The organism is Entomomonas sp. E2T0, from assembly GCF_025985425.1.
Taxonomy (GTDB): Bacteria; Pseudomonadota; Gammaproteobacteria; order Pseudomonadales; family Pseudomonadaceae; genus Entomomonas.
Genome location: NZ_CP094972.1, coordinates 424,801 through 443,019 on the forward strand (window position 1 = coordinate 424,801; position 18,219 = coordinate 443,019).

Sequence of the window (18,219 nt, forward strand, 5' to 3'; positions counted from 1 at the left end):
TTTTTATAGACTGATAAGGAATAATTATGAATACGCCTCCTCAATGTCCCGTATGCAGCATGGAAAACACTTATTTTGATGGTACATTATTTGTATGTCCTGACTGTACCCATGAGTGGGCAGCTGGTGAAGAAAGTACAACTACAACTGGCGAATTAGAAGTAAAAGACTCTAACGGAAATATCCTACAAGATGGTGACTCTGTTATTTTAATTAAAGACCTTAAAGTAAAAGGCTCTTCTCTAGTCATCAAAAAAGGCACAAAAATCAAAAATATTCGCCTTTGTGAAGGTGACCATAATTTAGACTGTAAAGTAGATGGTGTTGGCCTTAAATTAAAATCAGAATTTATGAAAAAGGCTTAACTTTTAATATTACTCTAAAAAATAATTAGAATACTATTAAACTAACTGCTAGATACTTACTCTAATCCTTGCCGTACAATTTATATTAGAAGAAGAGTACAATACGCACTCTTTCTTCTAATAAATAACAGAATCCAATAATTATAGCTCAGCATTTTCTAAGGTTTTTTATGCAATTGCTTCATACTATCAAAGAATTACGCACATGGCGCAAAGATAAAGGATTTATTGGTTTTGTACCCACGATGGGCAATCTTCATGATGGGCATTTACAGCTCGTTAAAGAAGCAAAAAAACTAGCAGATCATGTGGTTGTTAGTATTTTTGTTAATCCTATCCAATTTGGAGAAGGTGAAGACTTCGACTCTTATCCAAGAACCTTAGATCAAGACATGGAAAAACTAGTAGAAGCTGGAGTTTCTGTAGTATTTGCTCCAGAAGTAAAAGAACTCTACCCTATTCCACAAACTGTTTTTATAGAACCATCAAGTATTCAAAATGAACTTTGTGGCATAACTCGCCCTGGCCATTTCAGAGGCGCAGCTACTGTAGTAAACAAACTATTTAATATAGTACAACCTAATATAGCTTGTTTTGGCAAAAAAGATTATCAACAACTGTTTGTTATTAAAGAGATGGTAGCAAATCTAAATATGCCTCTACAAATTATTGGTGTTAATACAGGTCGTGCTAAAGATGGCCTTGCCTTATCAAGCCGTAATGGTTATTTAACTGATGCCGAACGACTACAAGCGCCAACTCTTTATCAAACATTAACCAGCTTACAGCAGACAATTAAAGCAGGAAATCGTGATTATCAAAATCTACTAGATGATGCTAAAAAACAACTTAATGATTCAGGTTGGCAAGTAGAATATATTGAACTACGCAATGCAAATACTTTGCAACCAGCTAAACTTGAAGATACAAAATTAGTTATCTTAGCAGCTGCTCGCCTAGGTAAAACACGTTTAATTGATAATATTGAAATTACTTTATAGCAATAATTTGCACTAGTAACTGCTAGTGCAAATTAATATTTATCAATTAATACTAAGCAAGAACACGTCGAGGAAATAAAAAGCTTAATAAAAATAATGCTGCAGCTGAAACAACAATAGCTGGGCCCGTTGGTGCATTAGAATAATAAGAAAAAGTTAACCCCAAACACACCGCTAACACTCCTAAAATACTAGCACCTATCGCCATTTGTTCAGGGCTTGTTGCATGACGCTGAGCAGTAGCTGCTGGAATAATTAGTAAAGAAGCAATTAATAAAACCCCAACTATTTTCATGGCCACCGCAATAACAATGGCCACTAATAACATCAACGCTAACCTAATAATTGTAACAGGCATACCTTCTACAGCTGATAACTCTTCATGCACTGTAATAGATAACAACTGGCGCCACAAGATAACAATAAGAACTAGCACAAATAAACTACCACCCACAATCCAATATAAATCTATAGGAGTAATAGTAAGAATATCACCAAATAAATAATCCATTAAATCTACACGGACATCTGGCATAAAGCTTAATACAACTAAACCTAATGATAATGTGCTGTGAGCTAATATACCCAATAAAGTATCTGATGCTAAAGGTTGTTTACGTTGTAAACTCACTAACAAAATAGCAATTAAAATACAGCAAACAATTACTGCGAAGGTAAGATTTATTTTTAACATAAATCCCAGTGCTACCCCTAATAAAGAGGCATGGGAAAGCGTATCACCAAAATAAGCCATTTTACGCCAAACCACAAAAGAACCTAGTGGTCCTGCAACAATTGCCAAAGATAACCCTGCAATTAAGGCATAAAGTAGAAAGTCAGGCATGTTTACAGTCATCTCCACATTGATGTGTTTTAATAACCTGACCATGCAGGTTATGTTGATGATCATGGTGGTGATGATAGACAGCAAAACTATTAGCATTAACCCCAAATAATTCTTTAAATGCGGGATCATTACTCACATGCTCGGGATACCCAGAACAACAAATATGTTGATTCAAACAAATAACCTGATTGGTATTAGCCATTACCAAATGTAAATCATGTGAAACCATTAATACACCACAATTATAATGATCACATATTTGGTTAATTAATTGATAAAGCTCTACTTGCCCATTAATATCAACGCCCTGGGTAGGCTCGTCTAATACCAATAATTGCGGTTTACGTAACAATGCCCTTGCTAACAATACTCTCTGTAATTCACCACCAGAGATACTTTGCATTGAACGATCCAAAATATGGGAAGCACCTACTTCTTCCATAGATTTATTAATTTGCTCATTAGAGATATGAGGTATTAGCTTCAAAAACCGTTTAACCGTTAATGGCAAACTAGGATTAAGTTGTAATTTTTGAGGAACATAACCAATAGTTAGCCCTTCTTTTTTCCATATATCGCCAGATGTAGGCTTAATAAGCCCTAACAGTGTTCTTAATAAAGTTGTTTTACCTGCTCCATTAGGCCCAATAATAGTAACAATCTGCCCTGCATAAATGGATAAGCTAATATCATCGAGAATAGTTTGTGCTCGTAGCTTAACATTAACCTGCTTAAGCTCAACTAATAATTCTTTCATCATTATCAATTACGCTCTTGGCAATTATTACATAATCCAACTACTTCTACAGTTTGGCCTGTAATTAAAAAATCTGCTTTCTTAGCAGCAGTTTCAATTGCCTTATTAATAGTAGTCTGCTCCAACTCAAGTACATTATTGCATTGACTACAAATCAAGAAATAACCTTCATGAATATGTGCGGGATGAGCACACCCCACAAATGCATTACGTGAAGCTAAACGATGAATTAGCTGATTTTCTAATAAAAAATCTAATGCACGATACACAGTAGGTGGTGCGGCATTGCGTCCATCCTCTGTAGCTAACACATTAAGAATATCATACGCACCTAATGGTTTATGACTTTGCCAAATAAGTGCTAATACTCTTTTGCGCAAGGAGGTTAAACGAACTCCACGCTCCAGACATAACTGTTCTGCTTGTTGTAAAGCATTATCAATACACTGTTGATGATCATGTTTATGGTGTGACTTAAATGGAGTATTCATAAAGAAAGTTCAATGCTATATTTTGTTATGTTATTATATAACATATTATTGGGAGGAGCTACATGCGTACTATTAAACTTTTTTTCTTTAGTTTGCTATTTGTTACTACATCTATTACTGCACAAGCTAAAGAAATTAAATTACTCACAAGTATTAAACCTTTACAGCTTATCGCCGCAGCTGTTCAAAATGGAATTAACCAGCCAGATGTTCTTCTTCCACTAGGTGCTTCTGCCCATCATTATTCATTAAAACCTAATGACCTACAGCGCATTCAAGATGCCGACCTGTTCTACTGGATAGGCCCTAATATGGAAGTCTTTTTAACCAAAACATTGCAAACACGCACTAAACCTAGTGTTGCTATTCAAGAGCTTGCTAACATTCAATTACGTCATTTTAGTGAAGGACACGAAGAACATGATGACAATGACCACCAACATCAAGCAGGCAGTTTAGATCCTCACCTATGGTTAAACCCTACCAATGCCATTACTATTGCTACTAAAATAACTGAAGATCTGTCTAAGCTAGACCCCTCTAATAAAGATAGATATAAAACAAACTTAGTAGAGTTTCAAAAAGACCTAAATATAACAGATAAAGCTATCCGTCATAGTTTTACTTATACTAAATTAAAACCCTTCTTTGTATTCCATGAAACCTACAACTATTTTGAAGAAACTTACGATATAAAACATAGCGGTGTATTTAGTTTAAACGCTAGCATTCAACCTAGCATAAGACACGTTGCTGAAATGAAACAACGGCTAGCAAAAGCAGGTGATAGCTGTATTTTTTATGAGCCTCCTGTCAAGCCAAAACTAGCAGATACATTGACTCAAGGATTACCTGTTAGTGTATATATGCTTGATGCAATGGGTGCTGAGATAACAATGAATAATCAAGGCTATCCTAAACTTCTGGTATCTTTAGCAGAACAACTACAAACATGTAAATAATAGTCCTGTATAACTATAGATAAGATACTCCTATATCTTATCTATAGTTTTATATTAATGATTCTGTATACTAGGATCTATCCTAACAGGTAAAAATCTCCAAACAAAAAAAGTTAATACTGTTAATAAAAAACCTGCTGTTGCTAATACCAACACATGTGCATTAATAAAAGCTTCTTTTGCTGCCATAATCAGGCCATTACTTAGTATTTGTTGATCTTCTAATTTACTTGCTACCAACAATGCTTCATTAATCGAGTTCGTTGCTTGTATGGCTAACTCTTCAGATATTCCTGCTGGAATATCTATATTATTACTAAAAATAATGGTTAACATCACACCAAATAGCACTACACCAAAACCAGCACCCAACTCATATGCCATACCTTCGATTGCCCCTGCCGATGCTGACTTATCAGAAGGTGCTGAAGACATAATAGCTGCTGTTGAAGCTAATAAAGCTGTACCTATACTCAACCCTAATAAAATCATTAATGACCAAGCTAAATAAGGAAAACGCATAAAGTCACATAAAGATAAACCAAAGAAACTTAAAGCACTAATCCCTATACCAACAGTAGCCACCATACGCAGACCTAACCTTGCTACTAACCAGCCCGCCAATGGTCCACCTAAGCCACTAGCCAACATCAATGGCAACATAAATAAACCTGCTTGCAATGGAGTTTTACCATGAACAAATTGCAGCTCTTGCGCCATTAATAACTCAAATCCTACAATACTAATCATCGCAGTCATGGCCATTACAACGCCTATTGCCATAACTCTTTGTTTAAGCAATCTAAAATCCACCATTGGCGATAAACTATCTAACTCTTTTCTTATAAAAATAAATAAAATAACAAATCCCAATATGCCTATTAATAAAACTATCAAAAATGAGCTATCTGCTCTTAATCCAGACTTAATAGCGTAAATTAATAGTAAAATACCTGTAATAAGTACTAGTGCTTTACCAATTTCCCATTTTTGTTGATCATTCTGTGCTTGCTTTGGAACAACAAGCAATATAGCAACTATCGTAATCACAACAATAGGGATATTAATTAAAAATACTGATCCCCAATAAAAATGTTGCAATAAATACCCACCAACTAAAGGACCTATCGCAGCCCCTCCCACACCAACAGTTGTCCAAATACCTAAGGCAACAGCTCTTTCCTCATCATTTAAAAATGTTTTACGCACTCCAGCTAAAGTAGCTGGCAAAATCATGGCTGCACCAATAGCTAAAAAAGCTCTAGCTATAATTAACATCAATGAAGTAGGAGCTAACGCCGCACTAATAGAAGCAAAACCAAAAATAATTAACCCTAAAATAGCTAATTTTTTATAGCCTAACCTATCCCCTAATGCTCCCATTGGCAGTAATAAACCTGCCATAATCAATGAATAAATATCTATAATCCAAAGTAACTCATTAGCAGAAGATTCTAGTTCCAAACTCAGTGTTGGAATAGCCACATGCAAAACAGTAGCATCAATTGATACTGGTAAATACATGAGGATAATCAACGCCAAAATTAGCCATTTATTACTCATCATACCCTCTTTAAATTTTCTGAACATAAGTTCAAGTTTGTATATTTTATATAAAAGTTGAACATTCGTCCATATTTATTGCATAATTATCAAAACTAGTAACAACTCGGATATTAGAATGGCCTACCTAAAAAAAAATGAAAGATACAATGCTATTTTAGCAACAGCCATGAAAATAATTACCCAAGAGGGAATAGCAGCAATAACAGCTAGACGTGTTGCTCATGAAGCCAATATAGCTGTGGGCCAAATTCACCATCACTTTAAATCTGTAGGTCAACTAAAAGCTGAAGCCTTAGCAAGGGTAACAGAAGAATTAATTACAAAAACCCAACTCTCTTATCAAAATGAATCCATCATTAACCAAATCATCAATATTATTAGTCCTATTGAAGGAGAAATAGGTTCTGTTATGAGAAAACTATGGAATGAGGCCGTTTTTCTTGCTGAACGTGATCCAGATATAAAATTAGCCTATAAACAATCTATTGAAGAATGGCACAGTGCCACAACCAAACTAATAGAAGAAGGTAAACACAAACAACTTATTACTACACAAAATAGTTCTGGATTAGCATGGCAACTAATCGCCCTCAGCTGTGGTTTTGATAGTTTAGCCGTAGTAGAAGAATTTAGATTTGATATTGATACAATAAAAAACCACATCATCAAAATTCTTTGTCAAAAAGAATAGAATAATAATTAGTCAGTTACTCAAACCTACTTTCTTTTTAAATTATTAACCTAATTGAATGCTATGATAATAATCACTTCTATCATATTGCTTTATTTATTCCCTTTTCTTAACAGGTTTACCCTGCCAATACCCTGCTAATAAAGAGCCCGAAATATTATGCCAAACAGAGAAGATAGCACCAGGCAAAGAAGCTAATGAAGAGAAATAAGTTTGTCCTAAAGTAGCAGCTAATGCTGAATTCTGCATACCTACTTCAATAGACATTGTTCTACAAGTGGACTCATCAAAACCAAATAATTTTCCACCCCAATAACCACCTAATAAGCCAATTGCATTATGCAATATAATAGCTAGCATAATAGTCACTCCCACATTAGCAATTTGACCTCTACTAGCAGCTACCACAATACCAATTAGAAATATCAAACTACACATAGATAAAAAGGGTAATATTGATTCAACTTTTTTCACCAATTTATTAAAAAAATAATGAATAATTAAACCTAATATAATAGGTACAAGCACTATTAAAACTATATGCTCAAACATCTCCCAAGCATTTACTTGTACTGACTGACCTACTAGTAATAACGTAAGTAAAGGAGTAACCACAACCCCAACTAAGGTTGAAACCGAAGAAATAGTTACTGAAAGTGCTACATCACCTTTAGCTAAATAAATAATCACATTAGAAGCTGTTCCACTAGAAACACTACCTACCAAAATCATTCCCACTGCTAAATCAGTAGGCATTTGAAAAATTTTGGTTAAAATTAGAGCCGTAAATGGCATCACAATATAATGTAATACCGTACACACAATAACTGCTTTAGGCTTAGCAAATACATATTTAAAATCTGCAAAACTTAAAGATACCCCCATAGTAAACATAACAAACATTAGTAAATAGCTAATACTGGGTTTAAATGGTGTAAATATAGTAGGTATATAATAAGCAACAACTGCTATAGCAGTTGCCCATAATGGAAATAATTGACAAACTTTAATTAATATTTTTACCATATTATTATTGTCTTTATTAAAAAAATCCCCACATCATATGATTGGGGATTTATATATTTTATCACTTAAATATAAACTACTATCAAATAAAGGAAGTTTTTACTGCACATTACAATACAAAGCTTTAATAAATAATGTAAGAAGAAGTTATGAAATTTCAAGCATAACGAAGCAGTCAAATACTCATTCGAAACTTATAACTAATCAAAATTCACCAAGCGCATCACCTGCTGATAAACCACCTTCGCAACTATTAGGCACATATGCCTGTTCTATTGTAGTTCTACATGCCCACTCAATAGAACCTACATTAAACCTACCAGCTAAAACAATAACATTATCAGCAACTGCTGGACTAAGTTTACTATCACTTGTTGATTTTGTCAGAACCATAACCATACAAGTATATTTTTGTCCACCTATATTTCCCGCAGCACCAAAGACAACTTGATAGGTATTAGGAACTTTATCTTTCACTATTCCTGAAGGGCACATATTCTTCATACTAACTGTTTCTGCTATTTCAGTTTTATATCTAGTCAATACATTTACAATTTCTGTTACCTGTATCTTAGCAATATGTGTTCTATAGGCAGGTACAGCAATAGCGGCCAATATACCTAGAATCGCAATAACAATCATCAATTCAATTAATGTAAAACCACGTATTCTATTCATACAACAACCATAACTTCTATTTCAAAATGACATAAGCACTTTAACAAAAAATATTATAAAGATCCATTAACCCTACTTGAACAGAATAAAAAATTTGTTCAAAAACATAGAAATAGAAATTAAAATGAAGAGCATTAAGAACTAACATTATGCTTGGATTCCAGCTGCAGAAGACAATTCTGTAATTCACTTATATATTTTCATTACTCAATAAAAAAGCCCCATCATATAAGTTTATGATGGGGCTTTTGTTTAGGAGCTTGAGGATGACCTACTCTCACATGGGGAGACCCCACACTACCATTGGCGATACGTCGTTTCACTACTGAGTTCGAGAAGGATTCAGGTGGTTCCAACGCTCTATTTTCCTCAAGCAATTCTTTATGGTGAGAAGGTTCTTGGTTATCTTACCCCATCACCCAAATCAGATATGCTTTTGTATGCTGTAAAGATTAATCATTATTTCAGTCTAGTCTACGCTTTGGCAAACGAACTCATTTGCTCACTTTCGACTTTTGCTTGTCTTTCTTTGGTTAACTAAATAACTTGGGGTTATATAGTCAAGCCTCTCGGGCAATTAGTATTGGTTAGCTCAACGTATCACTACGCTTACACACCCAACCTATCAACGTTGTAGTCTTCAACGGCCCTTTAGGGGGATTAAATCCCCAGTGAGATCTCATCTTGAGGCAAGTTTCCCGCTTAGATGCTTTCAGCGGTTATCTCTTCCGAACATAGCTACCCGGCAATGCCACTGGCGTGACAACCGGAACACCAGAGGTTCGTCCACTCCGGTCCTCTCGTACTAGGAGCAGCCCCTCTCAAATCTCAAACGTCCACGGCAGATAGGGACCGAACTGTCTCACGACGTTCTAAACCCAGCTCGCGTACCACTTTAAATGGCGAACAGCCATACCCTTGGGACCGGCTTCAGCCCCAGGATGTGATGAGCCGACATCGAGGTGCCAAACACCGCCGTCGATATGAACTCTTGGGCGGTATCAGCCTGTTATCCCCGGAGTACCTTTTATCCGTTGAGCGATGGCCCTTCCATACAGAACCACCGGATCACTAAGACCTACTTTCGTACCTGCTCGACTTGTCTGTCTCGCAGTCAAGCGCGCTTTTGCCTTTATACTCTTAGCGTGATTTCCGACCACGCCGAGCGCACCTTCGTACTCCTCCGTTACTCTTTAGGAGGAGACCGCCCCAGTCAAACTGCCCACCATACACTGTCCTCAACCCGGATAACGGGTCAGAGTTAGAACCTCAAACATGTCAGGGTGGTATTTCAAGGTTGGCTCCATTAGAACTAGCGTCCTAACTTCAAAGCCTCCCACCTATCCTACACAAACAGGTTCAAAGTCCAGTGCAAAGCTACAGTAAAGGTTCACGGGGTCTTTCCGTCTAGCCGCGGATACACTGCATCTTCACAGCGATTTCAATTTCACTGAGTCTCGGGTGGAGACAGCGCCGCCATCATTACGCCATTCGTGCAGGTCGGAACTTACCCGACAAGGAATTTCGCTACCTTAGGACCGTTATAGTTACGGCCGCCGTTTACCGGGGCTTCGATCAAGAGCTTCGCCTAAGCTAACCCCATCAATTAACCTTCCGGCACCGGGCAGGCGTCACACCCTATACGTCCACTTTCGTGTTTGCAGAGTGCTGTGTTTTTAATAAACAGTTGCAGCGGCCTGGTATCTTCGACTGGCTTCAGCTCCATTCGCGAGGAACTTCACTTACCACCAGCGCACCTTCTCCCGAAGTTACGGTGCCATTTTGCCTAGTTCCTTCACCCGAGTTCTCTCAAGCGCCTTGGTATTCTCTACCTGACCACCTGTGTCGGTTTGGGGTACGGTTCCTAATAACATAAGTTTAGAAGCTTTTCTTGGAAGCATGGCATCAATCACTTTCCATTTAAGATAAATGAATCGTCATCAGTTCTCAGTAATAATCTCCCGGATTTGCCTAAGAGATCTACCTACAGCCTTTCAAGTGGACAACCAACGCCACTCTGATTTAGCCTACTCCGTCCCTCCATCACTGTTATTAGAAGTATAGGAATATTAACCTATTTCCCATCGACTACGCTTTTCAGCCTCGCCTTAGGGGCCGACTAACCCTGCTTCGATTAACGTATCGCAGGAAACCTTGGTCTTTCGGCGTGGATGTTTTTCACACCCATTGTCGTTACTCATGTCAGCATTCGCACTTGTGATACCTCCAGCCAACTTCTCAATTGACCTTCACAGGCGTACACAACGCTCCTCTACCGCTCACGTAAAACGTGAACCCGTAGCTTCGGTATTTGGTTTGAGCCCCGTTACATCTTCCGCGCAGGCCGACTCGACTAGTGAGCTATTACGCTTTCTTTAAAGGATGGCTGCTTCTAAGCCAACCTCCTAGCTGTCTATGCCTTCCCACATCGTTTCCCACTTAACCAAAATTTTGGGACCTTAGCTGACGGTCTGGGTTGTTTCCCTTTTCACGACGGACGTTAGCACCCGCCGTGTGTCTCCCATGCTAGAACTTTCTGGTATTCGGAGTTTGCATCGGGTTGGTAAGTCGGGATGACCCCCTAGCCGAAACAGTGCTCTACCCCCAGAAGTTATACATGAGGCGCTACCTAAATAGCTTTCGAGGAGAACCAGCTATCTCCAAGCTTGATTAGCCTTTCACTCCGATCCACAGGTCATCCGCTAACTTTTCAACGGTAGTCGGTTCGGTCCTCCAGTCAGTGTTACCTAACCTTCAACCTGCCCATGGATAGATCGCTTGGTTTCGGGTCTATACACAGCAACTAGGCGCCCTATTAAGACTCGCTTTCGCTACGCCTCCCCTATTCGGTTAAGCTTGCTACTGTATATAAGTCGCTGACCCATTATACAAAAGGTACGCAGTCACGGAACAAGTCCGCTCCCACTGCTTGTACGCATACGGTTTCAGGTTCTATTTCACTCCCCTACTCGGGGTTCTTTTCGCCTTTCCCTCACGGTACTGGTTCACTATCGGTCAGTCAGTAGTATTTAGCCTTGGAGGATGGTCCCCCCGTCTTCAGTCAAGGTTTCTCGTGCCCCGACCTACTTTTTGTGTACTTAGATCCACATGCGTATTTTCGTGTACGGGATTATCACCCTCTATGATTGGCTTTCCCATGACCATTCCACTAATACATATGCTTCTGAACACTGGCTGCACCCCGTTCGCTCGCCACTACTTGGGGTATCTCGGTTGATTTCTTTTCCTCAGGGTACTTAGATGTTTCAGTTCCCCTGGTTCGCTTCTCAGTACCTATGTATTCAGTACTGGATAACTGAGGTTCTCTCAGTTGGGTTTCCCCATTCAGACATTTACGGATCAATGCTTTGTACCCAGCTCCCCGTAACTTTTCGCAGGTATCACGTCTTTCATCGCCTCTGACTGCCAAGGCATCCACCGTATGCGCTTATTCACTTGACTATATAACCCTAAATTATCTAGTAATCTAAAGCTACACAACCAAAGAATCGACATTTGTTTCGCCGAAAATTTGCGCTTGAGTTCGCAATATTTTCACCTCAGCATTAGTAATTAGACCAGTAATTACTAATTAATCTTTACTTCTTTGCATATCTAATTTGTTAAAGAACAGTCTAACTTTAAAAGTTAGAAGGTAATTCTCTTTGCTTAAAAGAATTAGCTTCTAGCTTCTTTTGATTATTATCTGGTGGAGCCAAGGAGGATCGAACTCCTGACCTCCTGCGTGCAAGGCAGGCGCTCTCCCAGCTGAGCTATGGCCCCATTTAATTGGTGGGTCTGGTAGGACTTGAACCTACGACCCCACGCTTATCAAGCGTGTGCTCTAACCAGCTGAGCTACAGACCCTAATCTGTTAACTTTTTAGGCATCCGCCCAATTCGTTCTTTGCAATTATAAATCAAGTAATTCGTGTGGGTACTTGTAGTACCAGCTTTCGTTTAAGGAGGTGATCCAGCCGCAGGTTCCCCTACGGCTACCTTGTTACGACTTCACCCCAGTCATGAATCACTCCGTGGTAACCGGCCTCACGAGGTTAGCCTAGCTACTTCTGGAGCAACCCACTCCCATGGTGTGACGGGCGGTGTGTACAAGGCCCGGGAACGTATTCACCGCGACATTCTGATTCGCGATTACTAGCGATTCCGACTTCATGAAGTCGAGTTGCAGACTTCAATCCGGACTACGATTGGTTTTCTGAGATTAGCTCCGCTTCACAGCTTGGCAACCCTCTGTACCAACCATTGTAGCACGTGTGTAGCCCTGGCCGTAAGGGCCATGATGACTTGACGTCATCCCCACCTTCCTCCGGTTTGTCACCGGCAGTCTCCTTAAAGTGCCCACCTTTACGTGCTGGTAACTAAGGATAAGGGTTGCGCTCGTTACGGGACTTAACCCAACATCTCACGACACGAGCTGACGACAGCCATGCAGCACCTGTGTTCCGATTCCCGAAGGCACTCCCACATCTCTGTAGGATTCCGGACATGTCAAGGCCAGGTAAGGTTCTTCGCGTTGCGTCGAATTAAACCACATGCTCCACCGCTTGTGCGGGCCCCCGTCAATTCATTTGAGTTTTAATCTTGCGACCGTACTCCCCAGGCGGTCAACTTATTGCGTTAGCTGCGCCACTAAAACCTCAAGGGTCCCAACGGCTAGTTGACATCGTTTACAGCGTGGACTACCAGGGTATCTAATCCTGTTTGCTCCCCACGCTTTCGCACCTCAGTGTCAGTATCAGTCCAGTTAGTCGCCTTCGCCACTGGTGTTCCTTCCTATATCTACGCATTTCACCGCTACACAGGAAATTCCACTAACCTCTACTGTACTCTAGTCAGTCAGTTTTGGATGCAGTTCCCAGGTTGAGCCCGGGGATTTCACATCCAACTTGACAAACCACCTACGCGCGCTTTACGCCCAGTTATTCCGATTAACGCTTGCACCCTTCGTATTACCGCGGCTGCTGGCACGAAGTTAGCCGGTGCTTATTCTGTTGGTAACGTCAAAGGTGAGTCGTTACTTCACCCCTTCCTCCCAACTTAAAGTGCTTTACAATCCGAAGACCTTCTTCACACACGCGGCATGGCTGGATCAGGGTTTCCCCCATTGTCCAATATTCCCCACTGCTGCCTCCCGTAGGAGTCTGGGCCGTGTCTCAGTCCCAGTGTGGCTGATCATCCTCTCAGACCAGCTACAGATCGTCGCCTTGGTGGGCCTTTACCCCACCAACTAGCTAATCTGATCTAGGCTCATCCAATAGCGGTACAATAAAGCACCTTTCCCCCGTAGGGCGTATGCGGTATTAGCGCGAGTTTCCCCGCGTTGTCCCCCACTACTGGGCAGATTCCTAGACTTTACTCACCCGTCCGCCGCTCGTCAGCATCCCGAAAGACCTGTTACCGCCCGACTTGCATGTGTTAGGCCTGCCGCCAGCGTTCAATCTGAGCCATGATCAAACTCTTCAGTTTAAAATCTTTTGAACCATAAGGTTCTAAAACGGCTCAGTAATCTAAAAACTCAATCTATGACGAGTTGTTTATATTACTGATATTTCTTACCAGTACTACAAACACCCACACGATTTACTTGATTTATATTGTTAAAGAACTTGTATCTTTAGAGCTTTACTCTGCAGATGAGGCGCGCATTCTACGCCTTTTCCTAACTTTGTCAACGCCTTTTTTAATCTTTTTTTGATTTATTTTTATCTACAAAATTAATCAGAAAATATTAAACAACCTTAACTAGTAGGGACGAAAAATTATATAGATTTACTCAACTTTGTCAATTTGTTTGATTAGTTTTTTGAGTAGAACTAACGAGTTTAACTATAGATTCATTAGGATCTCTAGACTTTCCTTGCTCATTTAGTTGTTTTAAATAGTCATCCCAAATATTTTCTTGCTCTGTAGCTAATTTATATAGATATTCCCATGTATATAGCCCCGTATCATGGCCGTCATCAAACGTTAATTTGAGGGCATATTGTCCAGCAGGTTCTATTTTAATTAATTTAACCTCTTTCTTAGCGTATTGTAGTATGGGATTACCATGTCCTTGCACTTCAGCTGAGGGAGAGTTAACTCTTAGATATTCAGCCGATAACTGATAGAGCTGGCCTTGGTAAGTAAGCTCTAGTAGGTTAGATGTTTTTTTTAACTTAATAGCTTCTGGAATTTGCATAGTTAATCCTACAATTTCACTTTAACTTGCTGTGATACATGCTTTGCTTTATTAACCGCTTGCTCTATAGTTTCTGCTCTTGCAAGTCCAACTCCCATTCTTCTTTGGCCTGATACTTCTGGTTTACCAAATAAACGTAAATCTGTTAATGACTCACTAATCGCTTGCTCTAAATTAGAAAAACTCACTTGTTTAGACTCTCCCTCAACCAAGATAACTGATGAAGCAGAAGGTCCATATTGTTCTATATAAGGAATAGGTAACCCTAGAATAGCACGAGCATGTAACGCAAATTCGGATAAATTTTGTGAAATTAAAGTAACCATGCCTGTATCATGGGGTCTTGGAGAAACCTCACTAAACCAAACTTGATCACCGTTGACAAACAATTCAACACCAAATACACCTCTACCACCTAAGGCTTCAGTCACTTTAGTGGCTATTTCTTTAGAGATAGACCATGCTGTTTCTGTCATTGGTTGTGGTTGCCAAGACTCTCTATAGTCCCCTTTTTCTTGCCGATGGCCAATTGGTTCACAGAAAGATACACCATTAATATGACGAACAGTTAATAAGGTAATTTCATAATCAAAATCTATAAAACCTTCTATAATTACATTGCCACCACCTGCTCTGCCCCCTTCTTGAGCATATTTCCAAGCAGTATCAATATCAGCCTCACTACGAATTAAGGATTGTCCTTTGCCTGATGAGCTCATTACAGGCTTGACAATGCAGGGAAAACCTAACTCTTTTATGGCTTGTTTATACTCCATTTCATTAGTAGCAAAACGATAAGGTGAAGTAGGTAACTTTAACTCTTCAGCCACTAAACGACGAATTCCCTCTCTATTCATAGTAAGCTGAGTAGCTCGAGCTGTAGGAATAATTGTATAGCCTTCTTTTTCTAGAGCAACTAATGTATCAGTGGCAATAGCTTCAATTTCTGGCACGATATAATGAGGCTTTTCTTGCTCTATTACTTTACGTAAAGCATTACCATCTAACATGCTAATAACATGGCTACGATGGGCAACCTGCATAGCAGGTGCATTGGCATAACGATCTACAGCAATCACTTCACAACCTAAACGCTGTAGCTCAATCACAACTTCTTTTCCTAATTCTCCAGAGCCACAAAGCATTACTCTAATAGCTGTAGCTGATAGTGGTGTGCCCAGTGTTAGCATAAATTATCCTCATGATACGTAGGTTTTTAATAATGTATATATTGCCATATAATGATGAGCTTACCTAGTAGCCAAATAATATAGGAATCAGCATGTTTAATTTTGATCAAGTTATTAATCGAGCTAATACCGATAGCCTTAAATGGCAAAAATATGCTGCTAAAGATATCATTCCGCTATGGATAGCTGATACTGATTTTCTTTCTCCGCCTTCTATTATGAACGCATTACAAGAACGCGTAGCAGAGGGAGTTTATGGCTATGGCGGACAACCAAAAGAGTTAGCTAAGGCTTTTATCAATTGGACAGACAAACACTATAATTGGCAAATACAACCTGAATGGCTAGTTTTTTTACCAGGATTAGTAACAGGTTTAAATATTAGTTTACGTGCATTTACTAATGAGACAGAAGCTAGTATTTGCCCTTTTCCTATTTATCCTCCCTTTATGGCAGCAGCAAAGCATGTCAATCGTAAGCAATATTATGCTAATTTATTGAATAAAAATAATCGTTGGGTCATGGATTTAAGTACTCTTGAAAATAAATTAGATGGCAACGAAAAATTATTAATGCTCTGCAATCCGCAAAATCCTGGTGGTACCGTTTATCGTCATGAGGAGTTATTAGAACAACTTGCTTTTGCTAAACAACATAATATGATTGTTTGTAGTGATGAAATACACTGTGATCTTTTATTAGAGTCTAATTTAAAACATATCCCTTTTGCTTCTCTTAATGAGGATGCTGCAAATCGCTCTATCACTTTAATGGCTCCTTCTAAAACTTTTAATATTGCTGGGCTTGGGGCATCCATTGCTATTATCCCTAACCCACAACTTCGTCAAAAATTTATGCACGTAATGGAGGATATAGTTCCTCATTTAAATATTTTAGCTTACACTGCTGCAATTTCCGCGTATACAGATACAAGCGATTGGTTAGCAGAACAATTAATATATCTGCGGGGCAATAGAGATTATCTCTATCAACAAATTAATAGTATTGAAGGCTTGAAATTATTGCCTATCGAGGCTAGCTATTTAGCATGGATTGATGCAACCAAACTCCCCATAGAGAATCCTCATCGTTTTTTTGAAGAAGCTGGTGTTGGTTTATCAGATGGTAATGATTTTGGCTGTGATAAATTTTTACGACTTAACTTTGGATGCTCTAGAGTATTGTTAGAACAAGCTATTGAACGAATGAAAATAGCCTGTTCTAAACTTTAATTATAGATAAAGATATAAGCATTAAGGTAAGTAGCAAATAAAATCCATAATAAATAAGGTACAAATAACCATGTACTTATTTTACTTACACTATAAGATTTTATAATATAAAAGATAACAATAATATCAAGGATAACTATATCAGTTAGGCCTAAAAAAGGATTCTCTAAATAAAAGAAAAATACACTCCATAAAAAGTTAGCTATTAATTGAAGTATGAATAAAACTATTAAAGTTTTTTTTAAATAATGAGAACTCATTGTTATTAAACTAATAGAAATCCCCATTAGCATATATAAAATAGTCCAAGCAATTGGGAAAGCTATATTAGGTGGTGTTAAAGCAGATCTACTCAATGTAGGATACCAATGAGTTATAGCTTCTGTTTGAAAAAACTAGGAGTAAAACCAACCACTAAACAAACTAATACGCATATACTACTAATAACTATTTTTTTCATATCTCAAAAAGCCATTAAATTTTTATCTATTAAAATGGTTTTTAGAAACTAAATCCATTGACCTTTTGTAGTAATTTCATTCTATCAATTATTAACTTTGTAGATATCTAACAATGTTATGTATTTAATATTTCATTTGTTGTATAACAATATTGATAAATTCAATAAAGTTTTTCTCTAACAATTCTTTATTATTTCTTTGTAATGAGTTTTTAAGCACTGCATTATTGTTATATCTAAAAATAATATAATCACCTTTTTTAGTATAAACTCCAAACTCTTGAAATTTATTTATTCCCATATACTCATAATAAGTATCAGAAGCCCAAGAATATACAACTGTGTTTGGTGAAGGATATGCTGCTTTAGAGCTTAAGCTATTATTAGCTTTATCTCTCTTAAATACTTCATATGCATTTTGTTGCTTAGCTAATCTAACGCCTCCAAGCTCACGATCATCACTTTTATTTTCCAAAATAAAGTCTATTGAACAACCTGAAACCATTTTGCCTCCAGTTCCATACCCACTTAAAGGCATATAGTTTCTTGTAGTACGAAGATTGACAGTAACAGGTTCACCATCAAATAATGTGCTAAAGGCATTCTTATCAAATAATTTTGCTATTTTTATACATTCATCAAGATCTGTCTCATCGGTTTGCTCACCATAACTTATTAAAGGAAAAATTAAACTACTTATTATGATGAATAGCCATTTTATTAAATATATTCTAGTCACATTGTTACCTACT

The 18,219-nt window shown here is 38.3% G+C and carries 15 protein-coding genes, 2 tRNA genes and 3 rRNA genes; 5 read left to right on the forward strand and 15 right to left on the reverse strand.

From position 1 onward, the window contains the following. Positions 1-26 precede the first annotated feature (26 nt). Both MTZ49_RS02080 and panC read left to right on the forward strand, forming a co-directional pair. Positions 27-365: a zinc ribbon domain-containing protein YjdM gene (locus MTZ49_RS02080; RefSeq protein WP_264746766.1), complete on the forward strand. Its 339-nt coding sequence runs from the start codon at positions 27-29 to the stop codon at positions 363-365. A gap of 170 nt (positions 366-535) precedes the next feature. Then, positions 536-1,366, forward strand: coding sequence for a pantoate--beta-alanine ligase (gene panC / locus MTZ49_RS02085; protein WP_264746767.1), 831 nt, complete (start codon positions 536-538; stop codon positions 1,364-1,366). A gap of 52 nt (positions 1,367-1,418) precedes the next feature. On the opposite strand, the gene znuB is transcribed toward panC, so the two are convergent. From znuB to MTZ49_RS02100, 3 genes are read right to left on the reverse strand one after another with little or no spacing between them, the layout of a single operon-like run. Beyond that, entirely contained in the window at positions 1,419-2,210 is a 792-nt protein-coding gene (gene znuB, locus MTZ49_RS02090; RefSeq protein ID WP_264746768.1) for a zinc ABC transporter permease subunit ZnuB, read from the reverse strand. After that, on the reverse strand, positions 2,203-2,970 hold the full coding sequence (znuC, locus tag MTZ49_RS02095) for a zinc ABC transporter ATP-binding protein ZnuC (protein WP_264747810.1): 768 nt from the start codon (positions 2,968-2,970) through the stop codon (positions 2,203-2,205). Before znuC ends, znuB begins: the two co-directional genes overlap by 8 nt. A 5-nt stretch (positions 2,971-2,975) precedes the next feature. Next, a complete protein-coding gene (locus MTZ49_RS02100; protein WP_264746769.1) occupies positions 2,976-3,461 on the reverse strand; it encodes a Fur family transcriptional regulator in 486 nt (161 codons plus the stop codon). A gap of 62 nt (positions 3,462-3,523) precedes the next feature. Between MTZ49_RS02100 and MTZ49_RS02105 the strand changes: the two genes are divergently transcribed. Continuing rightward, positions 3,524-4,423 (forward strand): zinc ABC transporter substrate-binding protein, encoded by a 900-nt coding sequence (locus MTZ49_RS02105; RefSeq protein WP_264746770.1) that lies wholly within the window; start codon positions 3,524-3,526, stop codon positions 4,421-4,423. 54 nt (positions 4,424-4,477) lie between these two features. Here MTZ49_RS02105 and MTZ49_RS02110 read toward each other — a convergent pair whose 3' ends face one another. After that, positions 4,478-5,989, reverse strand: a complete 1,512-nt coding sequence (locus MTZ49_RS02110) for a SmvA family efflux MFS transporter (protein WP_319804736.1) — start codon at positions 5,987-5,989, stop codon at positions 4,478-4,480. Positions 5,990-6,104: 115 nt separating this feature from the next. Between MTZ49_RS02110 and MTZ49_RS02115 the strand changes: the two genes are divergently transcribed. Continuing rightward, positions 6,105-6,680: a TetR family transcriptional regulator gene (locus MTZ49_RS02115; protein WP_264746771.1), complete on the forward strand. Its 576-nt coding sequence runs from the start codon at positions 6,105-6,107 to the stop codon at positions 6,678-6,680. 96 nt (positions 6,681-6,776) lie between these two features. Here MTZ49_RS02115 and panS read toward each other — a convergent pair whose 3' ends face one another. From panS to purT, 9 genes are all read right to left on the reverse strand, one after another. Then, entirely contained in the window at positions 6,777-7,706 is a 930-nt protein-coding gene (gene panS / locus MTZ49_RS02120) for a ketopantoate/pantoate/pantothenate transporter PanS (protein ID WP_319804737.1), read from the reverse strand. A gap of 204 nt (positions 7,707-7,910) precedes the next feature. After that, positions 7,911-8,384 carry a pilin gene (locus MTZ49_RS02125; RefSeq protein WP_319804738.1) on the reverse strand — a complete coding sequence of 158 codons (474 nt, stop codon included), beginning with the start codon at positions 8,382-8,384 and terminating at the stop codon, positions 7,911-7,913. A gap of 258 nt (positions 8,385-8,642) precedes the next feature. Beyond that, positions 8,643-8,758, reverse strand: a 5S ribosomal RNA gene (rrf, locus tag MTZ49_RS02135). Between the two features lie 182 nt (positions 8,759-8,940). Next, a 23S ribosomal RNA gene (locus MTZ49_RS02140) occupies positions 8,941-11,846 on the reverse strand. A gap of 245 nt (positions 11,847-12,091) precedes the next feature. Further along, positions 12,092-12,167 (reverse strand) — tRNA-Ala (locus MTZ49_RS02145). Between the two features lie 7 nt (positions 12,168-12,174). Continuing rightward, positions 12,175-12,251 (reverse strand) — tRNA-Ile (locus tag MTZ49_RS02150). A gap of 93 nt (positions 12,252-12,344) precedes the next feature. Continuing rightward, a 16S ribosomal RNA gene (locus tag MTZ49_RS02155) occupies positions 12,345-13,870 on the reverse strand. Together the 16S, 23S and 5S rRNA genes with 2 tRNA genes alongside form the textbook arrangement of a ribosomal RNA operon. A gap of 316 nt (positions 13,871-14,186) precedes the next feature. Further along, positions 14,187-14,585: a DUF971 domain-containing protein gene (locus MTZ49_RS02160; protein WP_264746772.1), complete on the reverse strand. Its 399-nt coding sequence runs from the start codon at positions 14,583-14,585 to the stop codon at positions 14,187-14,189. Between the two features lie 8 nt (positions 14,586-14,593). Beyond that, a complete protein-coding gene (gene purT, locus MTZ49_RS02165) occupies positions 14,594-15,775 on the reverse strand; it encodes a formate-dependent phosphoribosylglycinamide formyltransferase (RefSeq protein ID WP_264746773.1) in 1,182 nt (393 codons plus the stop codon). A gap of 92 nt (positions 15,776-15,867) precedes the next feature. Here purT and MTZ49_RS02170 point away from each other — a divergent pair, with 92 nt between their 5' ends. Then, positions 15,868-17,007, forward strand: a complete 1,140-nt coding sequence (locus MTZ49_RS02170) for a MalY/PatB family protein (RefSeq protein ID WP_264746774.1) — start codon at positions 15,868-15,870, stop codon at positions 17,005-17,007. On the opposite strand, the gene MTZ49_RS15785 is transcribed toward MTZ49_RS02170, so the two are convergent. After that, positions 17,004-17,384, reverse strand: coding sequence for a TspO/MBR family protein (locus MTZ49_RS15785; RefSeq protein WP_413774182.1), 381 nt, complete (start codon positions 17,382-17,384; stop codon positions 17,004-17,006). The genes MTZ49_RS02170 and MTZ49_RS15785 overlap by 4 nt on opposite strands. Positions 17,385-17,591: 207 nt before the next feature. Then, on the reverse strand, positions 17,592-18,206 hold the full coding sequence (locus MTZ49_RS02175; RefSeq protein WP_264746775.1) for a hypothetical protein: 615 nt from the start codon (positions 18,204-18,206) through the stop codon (positions 17,592-17,594). Between the last annotated feature and the right edge of the window lie 13 nt (positions 18,207-18,219).